This window comes from uncultured Mucilaginibacter sp. (assembly GCF_903913935.1).
GTDB lineage: Bacteria > Bacteroidota > Bacteroidia > Sphingobacteriales > Sphingobacteriaceae > Mucilaginibacter.
Genome location: NZ_CAIWNH010000279.1, coordinates 1 through 8,670, shown reverse-complemented (window position 1 = coordinate 8,670; position 8,670 = coordinate 1). Strand labels below are relative to the sequence as shown.

At 40.5% G+C, this 8,670-nt stretch carries 8 protein-coding genes; 3 read left to right on the top strand and 5 right to left on the bottom strand.

Features of this window, described 5'->3' with window-relative positions; all coding sequences use genetic code 11:
- Positions 1 to 78: 78 nt before the first annotated feature.
- The 3 genes from QZY09_RS11135 (at position 79) to QZY09_RS11125 (ending at position 1,719) form a co-directional block, all read left to right on the top strand.
- The gene (locus tag QZY09_RS11135) at positions 79 to 453 is read left to right on the top strand and encodes a hypothetical protein (protein ID WP_295672369.1); all 375 of its coding nucleotides are present in this window, start codon (positions 79 to 81) and stop codon (positions 451 to 453) included.
- Between the two features lie 192 nt (positions 454 to 645).
- A complete protein-coding gene (locus QZY09_RS11130; RefSeq protein WP_295672368.1) occupies positions 646 to 1,197 on the top strand; it encodes an RNA polymerase sigma factor in 552 nt (183 codons plus the stop codon).
- A gap of 111 nt (positions 1,198 to 1,308) precedes the next feature.
- Positions 1,309 to 1,719: a hypothetical protein gene (locus QZY09_RS11125; protein WP_295672366.1), complete on the top strand. Its 411-nt coding sequence runs from the start codon at positions 1,309 to 1,311 to the stop codon at positions 1,717 to 1,719.
- Between the two features lie 244 nt (positions 1,720 to 1,963).
- On the opposite strand, the gene QZY09_RS11120 is transcribed toward QZY09_RS11125, so the two are convergent.
- The 5 genes from QZY09_RS11120 to QZY09_RS11100 form a co-directional block, all read right to left on the bottom strand.
- The gene (locus tag QZY09_RS11120; protein WP_295672364.1) at positions 1,964 to 2,833 is read right to left on the bottom strand and encodes a pirin family protein; all 870 of its coding nucleotides are present in this window, start codon (positions 2,831 to 2,833) and stop codon (positions 1,964 to 1,966) included.
- Between the two features lie 83 nt (positions 2,834 to 2,916).
- Positions 2,917 to 3,990: a serine hydrolase gene (locus QZY09_RS11115; RefSeq protein WP_295672362.1), complete on the bottom strand. Its 1,074-nt coding sequence runs from the start codon at positions 3,988 to 3,990 to the stop codon at positions 2,917 to 2,919.
- A 223-nt stretch (positions 3,991 to 4,213) separates the two neighbouring features.
- Positions 4,214 to 4,933 carry a DUF4397 domain-containing protein gene (locus QZY09_RS11110; protein WP_295672360.1) on the bottom strand — a complete coding sequence of 240 codons (720 nt, stop codon included), beginning with the start codon at positions 4,931 to 4,933 and terminating at the stop codon, positions 4,214 to 4,216.
- 205 nt (positions 4,934 to 5,138) lie between these two features.
- Positions 5,139 to 6,914 carry a PAS domain-containing sensor histidine kinase gene (locus tag QZY09_RS11105; protein WP_295672358.1) on the bottom strand — a complete coding sequence of 592 codons (1,776 nt, stop codon included), beginning with the start codon at positions 6,912 to 6,914 and terminating at the stop codon, positions 5,139 to 5,141.
- 34 nt (positions 6,915 to 6,948) lie between these two features.
- A complete protein-coding gene (locus QZY09_RS11100) occupies positions 6,949 to 8,511 on the bottom strand; it encodes an ATP-binding protein (RefSeq protein ID WP_295672356.1) in 1,563 nt (520 codons plus the stop codon).
- Between the last annotated feature and the right edge of the window lie 159 nt (positions 8,512 to 8,670).

The window sequence follows — 8,670 nt, the reverse complement described above, 5'->3', positions numbered from 1 at the left end:
TATTTAGACAGCAGGTGGTATATTCGTGGTACGCTCAGAAAACCCTTACATATTCTATTTCTTCAATTAACTTAAACGATGAAAAAACTATTTTTAATTTGCTGCCTGTTTATTGGATTATCAACATCAGGCTTTTCTCAACCCAAGAGCGGGCCGCCGTCTGATCCGGTTCAAAAAGCTAAAGGATTGCAAAAGGAATTAAAATTGACAGATGATCAAACCTCAAAAATTGCGGGCATCTACAAAGAGTCAGCCCAGCAGTTTGATAAGATAAAAGCAGCTGACAACGGTAATACCAATAAAATGCTGGTTGACGTAGGTCCTTTGCGTAAATCTACCATCAAAAAAATAAAAGCCATTTTATCAGCAAGCCAGTCGGCTAAATATGATGCTTTGTTGAAAGAAAATAAAAGCGCCTCATTAAATGGCGGCTGGAGCGATGGCTGGGGTTGATCATTTTTGCTAAGCAACAATTGACAAAAGAAGAGCGGCTCAACGGCCGCTCTTTTTGTTCGTATCATTTTCATCAGGACTATTTGTTTTTGCTCCTCCGCACTCAGTTTAAACAGCTAAAATAAATTTAAATATAGATGGGTGATAAATAAGGTAATGCGGTATCTATATATTGCATAGCTTTATATCATCATGAATAAAATTACCGATAAGGAACTTCTGATAAAACTTCAAAGCCTGGACGAGGCCGCATTTGGGTTGCTTTATAAATTCTATTTTCCTGTGGTCAAAGGTTTGATTGTTCAAAATAGTGGCAGCGCGCAGGATGCAGAGGATATTTTTCAGGAAACGGTGATGGTTTTGTTCCAGAACATCGCTGATCCGTCGTTCATATTAACAGCATCTTTAAAATCCTATCTCTATTCAATTGCGCGCAATTTGTGGTTAAAAAAGCTGCGCGACGATAAACCGTTTGCCAATAGCCTGGATATTGACGAGCAGTTTATCGAAAGTGACGAGGAGGTATTTGAATTAATTCCCGAATCCACCAAAGAAGAAAAATTACAGGGGTGGATGGCTAAAATAACTGAAAACTGCCGCCGTATATTAAATGCAATCTTCTTTTACAAGGAGCCTATGGAAAGCCTGATGGTGAAAATGGGCTGGAAAAATAAACATACGGCCGATAATCAAAAATACAAGTGCGTTCAGCAGGTAAAAAAAGAAGCTGAAAAGGTTGCTTAAGAGTTTTGATTTATGTTATTACCCCAGCCACAAAAAAATAGTTTTTATATCCGGGTGATTGAATTGGTTAATTGGTATTAATTACCAGTTATCAATTAAAATTAAACAACAATGAAAAAAACAACAACAATTGCATTATTAGTAATGCTGTTTTTAAGTGTAAAAACTTTCGCACAAATGCCGATGGCTGACATGAGCAAGGCAAAAGTAATTGCCGTGGTTAACAAAGCCAGCTGGTGCCCGGTGTGTAAGGCCCATGGACAAAATGCGGGGATGGTAATGATGCCCTATATGAAACAGGGCCTTGCTGTTTTGATGAACGACCTTAGCGATAAAACAACTACAGCAGCATCTGCTAAGGACCTTAAATCGGCAGGTGTTTACCCCGCGGTTAAAGGAGTAAAAGAAACCGGGGTGGTAATATTTGTGGATGCCAAAACCCATAAAAAATTGGGCCAAACCACCATTGCCATCAGCGATGATGACCTGAAAAAGGAAATTGAAAAGTACTTAAATTCCTAACAAGATGAACATTTGGGGAATTGAAGAAACCGAAGGAGACGGGAAAAGTTGCCCGGTAATTCCCGCTGATCTCCCATTACATAAAAGAATTTTGCTGGCTTTTTTCCGGTTTGGCATATGCCCGGTTTGCATTACCATGAGCCTGGTTTACGCTTTCAGAAAGTTATTCAAATAAGACGAAGGGGCGAGCAAAAAAAAAATTTGACGGCAGGTGGGTTGGACCTCCTGCCGTTTTTTTTATTAATTATTCCAATATCCCGAATTTACCTGATTGAAATTCCTCGAATGCTTCCTGCAATTCGCGATGGGTATTCATCACAAAGGGGCCATACTGTGCGATCGGCTCATTAATGGGTTCCCCGCTCAATAATAACAAAACACTGTCTTCATCCGCGCTGATGGCAATTTCCTCTCCCGTATTTTTAAACAATACAAGATCATGCAGACCTGCTTTTTCGCCATTAACGGAAATAGCACCGCTTACCACCAATAATACCGTATTATGATCGGCTGGTATGTTAACAGCCAATGCTTTGCTTTTGTTGATACGGATATCAAACATATTAACAGGTGTAAAAGTAGTAGCCGGGCCTTTTTGCTGGTTAAATGAACCGGCGATCACGTTAACAATACCACCATCGTTGTCAAGCGCAACTTTCCCCATCTGGTCGGCGGTAATGGCCTGGTAATTTGGGCCGGTTAATTTATCTTTAGCAGGAAGGTTTACCCAAAGCTGCACCATTTCAAAAGGCCCGCCTGTTTTGGAGAATTCTTTTTCATGGTATTCTTTATGCAAAATACCTGAACCTGCAGTCATCCACTGCACATCGCCAGGATTGATCACCCCGCTATTTCCCGTACTGTCGTGATGTGCAACGCTGCCTTTATAGGCGATAGTAACGGTCTCAAATCCTTTGTGCGGATGTACATCCACGCCACGTAAATGGTCTGATGGGCCAAAATCAAATTCAGCGTTAAAATCCATCATTAAAAACGGGCTTACCCTTTGCTGGCTCAAACCATTGTTAGGGAAATAATTAAAAACCCTGAAACCATCGCCAACCATACCTGGCCGAAGCGGCCGGCTATATATTTTTTCAATTTGTTTTTGCATTGTTATCTTCCTTTTCTGTACAAAGATAACATCAATGCCGCATCAGGCTGCTTGATGTAGATTAAGAATAGATCGTATGTGTTTTATCGTGTTGAGGCCTCATCCACCAAACTTTTTAATTCAACATACCTTTCGTGCCGCCCGGAATTTTTTATATAATACGTCATCATAAAGGCGGCGTATTTTTTATCGTTATTGACCCAGGGAAAGCTACCAAATAAACCAGGGCTGGTAACGGTCTTTTCGTCCATCACCCACTCGCCGTAGCCATAACCAAATGTACCGGCCTCTGCGGGCGCGTAGCCGATTTTTACATCTGGTGTACAGCGGTTTACCTGCATTTGTGCAATACTCATTTCGCTCAATATCCTTTTGTTATTAAATACGCCTTTATTCAGTATCATTACCAAAAAATCCAGGTAATCCTCGGGGGTACTATAAGCGCCACCGGCAGGCAACGCCACCTTTCCTTTGCCGAAATCCGTATTTTTCATTTGCAGCGGTTGGGCAATCCGCTCAGCAAATAAGGTTTCAAAACTTTTTCCACTTATCTTCTCCAAAATTGCCCCTGCTATCTGTAAACCAACGTTGCTGTAGCGGAATACCTTGCCCGGCTTGCCCTCCATGGGCATTGCGGCTATTTGGTCAATGGCTTCGTTCATGCTGCTCACCTGTTTCATATCTTTAAGGCTTTCCTTTAAATCAGGCGCTTTTATAGCGGTTAAATGCGAAAGGCATTCGCTTAAAGTAATATTTCCTTTGCCATGCCGGCTAAGCACAGGGAGATACATGCCCACAGTGTCGCTAAGTTTTAGTTTCCCTTCATCAACAAAGGTCATTACCAGGGCTGCGCTAAACCATTTACTGCAACTTGCAACCGGAATTTTGGAAGTTGGCGTGAAGTCATCCAGGTCGGCAGTTTTGCCCTGTCGCCTGGCCATTATTTTATCTATAAATTTTTGTCGCCGGTTCATGTCATTTACCGCATGTGAGTAAACAATATGACCGTTTTGCCAAACCAAAAGGATTGATCTTCCGCCCATTTCAGCGGTATTTTCTGAAAGCCATGTATCGATTTTAGCGCCTTCAAACTGTGCGTTTGCCCGTCCCACCAACAGGAAAAAGATAACAATCAAAAATATATTTTTAGTGTTCATTATTATTCAATCGAAATTAATCGTGAAAGCCAACGGGAACTAAATTAGCAAAATTGAAATTTATATAACGTGAAATTTGCGGCGAAGCTGATAAAATTGCATGTGAAAGGTTGATAATGGATTTATTTAAAAAATATTTGGCAAAAAAGAAAATGGAGGATGATTTCAATCATCCTCCATTTTTTAACTATACAAAATGTAAAAATATTTCTGCAAACCGTATTTACATGAAATAAGTATTCGTAATAATGTCTACGGCCAGCTTGTCTGCACTTGTAGTGCCCGCGTTTAGGCCATGGAACCAAACGGTGTAAAGAAAGCCGCTTTGAAATTTAAGATTGTTGAGCGTAGCCAGAACAGTTGAAGTGCCTGCTGCGTGTACTTCCAGTGTATAAAAATCGGCCTGTACAGGTATAAACGTTGAATGCTCTTTAAAGGTCATGTTGGAGGCTAGCGTGGAACCACTTTTTATAACCAGGTCAACCGCCGGCGCATCGGGGCTTAAATCAATAAAGCGTATGGCGGCATCTGTGCCTGCTGGTTTTGCAAGTGTATCCGGAAGCAAAAATAGTTGCGGTTTACTTACTGTATTGGTTAAAAATAAGGAATATGCGACATTTTGCAGTAGCGTTAGGGTGTCAGCTACTACGACTTTTACAGTAGCATCATTATACAGTGCAACAGGGACTTTTCCAGCATTTACGGTAGCATAGCTGAAAGTGTTTCCGTATGTAATAGGGGTAACATTGTATTTTGTATTGTTGAAAAAAATATCCAATACGGGTTGATCAGGAGAGGCCTGTACAAATGCAACTCCGGCAATAGGCGTGCTTACATTGCCGTTTACTACTGGTTTTGAACACGATGCAAGAAATAAAACCGGTAAACCCAACACCAAGACCGTAGTTAAAATACTTTTGAGATTTTTAGTAGAATTTTTCATGCTTGAAAATTAGTGAAACAAACTTATAATTTATATAACGTAGTTTGTTTAAAAAACGTAACAACCTTATTTAAATTTTAAATGCGGTTAAAATTTGCAGGTTTTAAAATGATGCCTGTTTTTTATAAAATAAAGCCCTTTAACGGTGAATTAAAGGGCTTTAATACGACGCCGATTAAAGAGCTTTTGTGCGTTTTGATTTTTATTATAAAGCAAAGCGTATGGTTGATACAGCGCCGCAACCGGGCCCATTACTGCTGATTTCGAACGAGCCTGTGTGGCTTTCAATTATAGTACGGATATTGTATAGCCCAAGGCCGGTGCCATTTTTTTTGGTAGTAAACCCGCGCACAAAAAATAAATTTGCTGTCTGCGCGTCAAATCCCTGGCCATTATCTGTAATAATTAACTCCAGCACGTCATCAACAGTATGCATGTTTATGGCGATAATTTTCTCAGTCGCATCCATGTTTATCGCCTCAATACTGTTTTTCAGGATATTTAATATCACCTGCATCAGTTTGGTGTGGTCACCTTTAATGGTGTATTTACCTGGCTGTACATTTATGCTGAAACGGATGCCCTTTTTATCTATACTGGCGAAAAGCATTGATTTGCAATCATATAAAATATGCTCAAGGTTTACAGGTTTTCGTTCGTGCACTCCCTTATGACCGCGCACAAGTTGTCGCTGTATGTTCAGTATTTCCTGTATGTGAGTGATAATATTTAACAGTTCTGTTATTGACTTATGTATTTCGGCGCCGTTATCTGTTTGTGTTGATTCAAAGCCTTCTGTAACCGAAATCAATGCGGCTGCTTTGTGCGCACCTATTGCGCCTGCGATGGCTGTTTGATTTGTTTTTAAAAATACGGTTAAGCTTTTAAGGTTATTGAGATTGTTTTGATCAACAACCCGGTTGATCCGGTTCAGGTGCGCGCCAAGCCCTACCATAGCATTGCCAATGTCATGTAAAAACTCTGAGGCGATCTCAAATTTACCCTGGGCTATTGCTTTTTCAAGTTCCCCCTCTTTTTGTTTTTCCAACTGCAGGTTAAGGGTTTTTAAATCTGTGGCCTGCTTACTTAATTCTTCCGATTGCTGGCGGAGATCCTCATTGAGTTTTTTTAATACTTCATCAGATTGTTTACGCATGGTAATATCGTGACCGATGCCCAGAAGGCGGATAATCTTTCCGCGGCCGTCTTTTACCGGTAACTTGGAGGTCAATAACCAGCGCATTTTCCCGGTACTATCCAAAAAATATTCCTCTTTATTGATAATGGCTTCGCCTGATTGTATGATACGCATATCGTCTTCATAACCACGCAATCCAATATCATTATTAAACAGGTCCAGGTCCGTTTTGCCCAAAACATCATCTTCTGACGAATATCCAATGCATTCAACGTCGGCCCTGTTGGCAATTATCTTTCTACCCTTTGAATCTTTTACATAAATAGTATCTGGCAGATTGTCTATTAGTGTTCTCAATAAGATGCGTTCGCGCTGAATTGCTTCTTCAGCTTTTTTATGCCTCGTGATATCCACATGGGTACCTATGGCGCCAAAACCCGACTGTTCGTTTTGAAAGACCCTTCCCCTTGACCAGATCCATACCCAGCTCCCATTACTATGTTTCATCCGGTAGTAGCTTTCGTGTGTGCCTTTAGGGTTTTTTAAATATTCAGCAAAATGGTTGGTGGCAACATCCTTATCTTCCGGGTGCAGCAGGTCAATCCAAACTTCCTTTAAATTATTGGGGCTTGCAAAGTCGTAATCGTTTATATCCCGGCCCAGCATCGAAAAATAAATATCGTTGCACCATAGCGATTCCGTATCCGGAAAATATTCCCAGGCGCCAATGTCAGAAGCATGCACCAACGCTTTATAACGTTCAAGGTTGCCGGATTCTGTTTGGGCAGCGGAAAATGCTTTATTGTTTGCGATTTCAGTAGGTTGGGTATTGCTAAATTTCATATTTGAAAATAAGGAGAGTAAGACTGATAGGTTTTTACAGGGGTAATGTTATTGTAAATGTAGCGCCATTATTGTTATAAACAGCTATTTTACCACCATGGCCAATGATGAATTGCTTTACAATTGATAATCCCAGGCCGGTTCCGTTCTTTTTATGGCAGGTAACAAAAGGTTCAAACAGTGTATCTTTTATTTCGGGCGGGATTCCCGGGCCATTATCAGTAATTTTTAATGTGACTTCTTTTCCCTCTGTATGCGCAGATATTGTGATTGCGCCGTTATGTACATTTTTTTCGTGGAGTACATCAATTGCATTATTTACCAGGTTGATGATAGTGCCCCGTAGCTTACTTTCGTCGCCAGGAACCACCAATGAGTCGGGGATATTTTTGCTGATCGTTACCTGCTCAATGCCAGCCCTGCTTTCAGCCTGTTTTATCGCTTCACTTACAATTTTATTGACATTAACTGATACCTTGGTTATTTTAGTCTCTTTAATAAAATCGAGGAAATCATCAAATATTTTTGACGCCTGTTCGGCCGATTGATCTATCAGATCCACCATTTCACTGGTATCGCCCTCGTCACGCATTAAACCGGTAATTACTTTTATGTTTTTTATAGGCGAGCGAAGATCATGCATCACCATTGCCAAAACCTGGCCTACTGCAGAGAGCTTTTCCTTTTGCACCAGCTTCTCATTTAATTCCGCATTTCTTATCGCCTGGGCCGCGTTTTGTACAAACAGTTTCAGCATGTACATTTTTTCGGTTTTTAACTTTCCGTGGTTCTTTAGCAGTGCGAAAACCGAATAATTATCCATCCGCGCTAAAACGAGGTCTTCCAGTTGAATCACCTCATCCCTTTCAATTGATATATTTTTTATGCGTGAAACAAGTTCTTCCAGGTTTACCTTATCCTCAAATGCCCCGATTGAAAAAAGTTTTTCATAAACAAAGCCGTCATGCAATTTGCCCAGCAGCGCCATGTCGGTTTCTAATGAGCCCGCAAGCTGTTCCAGTATATTTTTTAATAATGACGTTAGCTGGTGGTTATTTAATCCGATCTTTGAGATAGACTCAATCAGTTTTTCGAGGTTACGTAATTTGTTATAATCCGTTACAGCTTTGGTAGCCAGTTGAATGATCTCTTCGGAGGCATAGGGCTTGCAGTGGTACCCTACATTTTGCCCGGCCTGTTCAACAATTTCTTCAATGGAACAATCGCTATAGGCTGTAACAAAAATGATCTCAGCTTTAATATCATATTTTCTTATCTCAATGGCGGTTTCAAGGCCGTTAATTCCGGGCATCCGCATATCTAAAAAGATAACCGCATAAGGACGGCCCATTTCAACAGCTTTGCGCACCTTTTCTATGCCTTCCATCCCATTGGATGCTTTATCGACTGTGAAAACCGGGATATTCCGTGTACGGGGTGCCAGTAAAGTAGCAGGTGCGTCAAACAAAATGTTTACTGCGTTATCAATTCCGTATTGTTCCTGCGAAATGCTGCGGGGCACAAGGATATCCTCAATGTTGTCGCGAACCATTTCTTCGTCGTCGATTACTAAAACTGATGTGTTAAGTTCATTCATATGGTGTGTAATATTAGGTATTAGTTTTTATCGCTAAACTTTAGTGATAAAGTTCAGCCTTATACGCGCTTACTTTTATTTTGTTATGGTTATAGGATATATTAAAATATTCAGGGGCGCTTTTTATTAATGTCTATATTACAAGTCTTTATAACGGTG

Coding starts and splice junctions, on each gene's coding strand:
- QZY09_RS11135 (WP_295672369.1), top strand. CDS start 79: ATGAAAAAACTATTTTTAATTTGCTGCCTGTTTATTGGATTATCAACA.
- QZY09_RS11130 (WP_295672368.1), top strand. CDS start 646: ATGAATAAAATTACCGATAAGGAACTTCTGATAAAACTTCAAAGCCTG.
- QZY09_RS11125 (WP_295672366.1), top strand. CDS start 1,309: ATGAAAAAAACAACAACAATTGCATTATTAGTAATGCTGTTTTTAAGT.
- QZY09_RS11120 (WP_295672364.1), bottom strand. CDS start 2,833: ATGCAAAAACAAATTGAAAAAATATATAGCCGGCCGCTTCGGCCAGGT.
- QZY09_RS11115 (WP_295672362.1), bottom strand. CDS start 3,990: ATGAACACTAAAAATATATTTTTGATTGTTATCTTTTTCCTGTTGGTG.
- QZY09_RS11110 (WP_295672360.1), bottom strand. CDS start 4,933: ATGAAAAATTCTACTAAAAATCTCAAAAGTATTTTAACTACGGTCTTG.
- QZY09_RS11105 (WP_295672358.1), bottom strand. CDS start 6,914: ATGAAATTTAGCAATACCCAACCTACTGAAATCGCAAACAATAAAGCA.
- QZY09_RS11100 (WP_295672356.1), bottom strand. CDS start 8,511: ATGAATGAACTTAACACATCAGTTTTAGTAATCGACGACGAAGAAATG.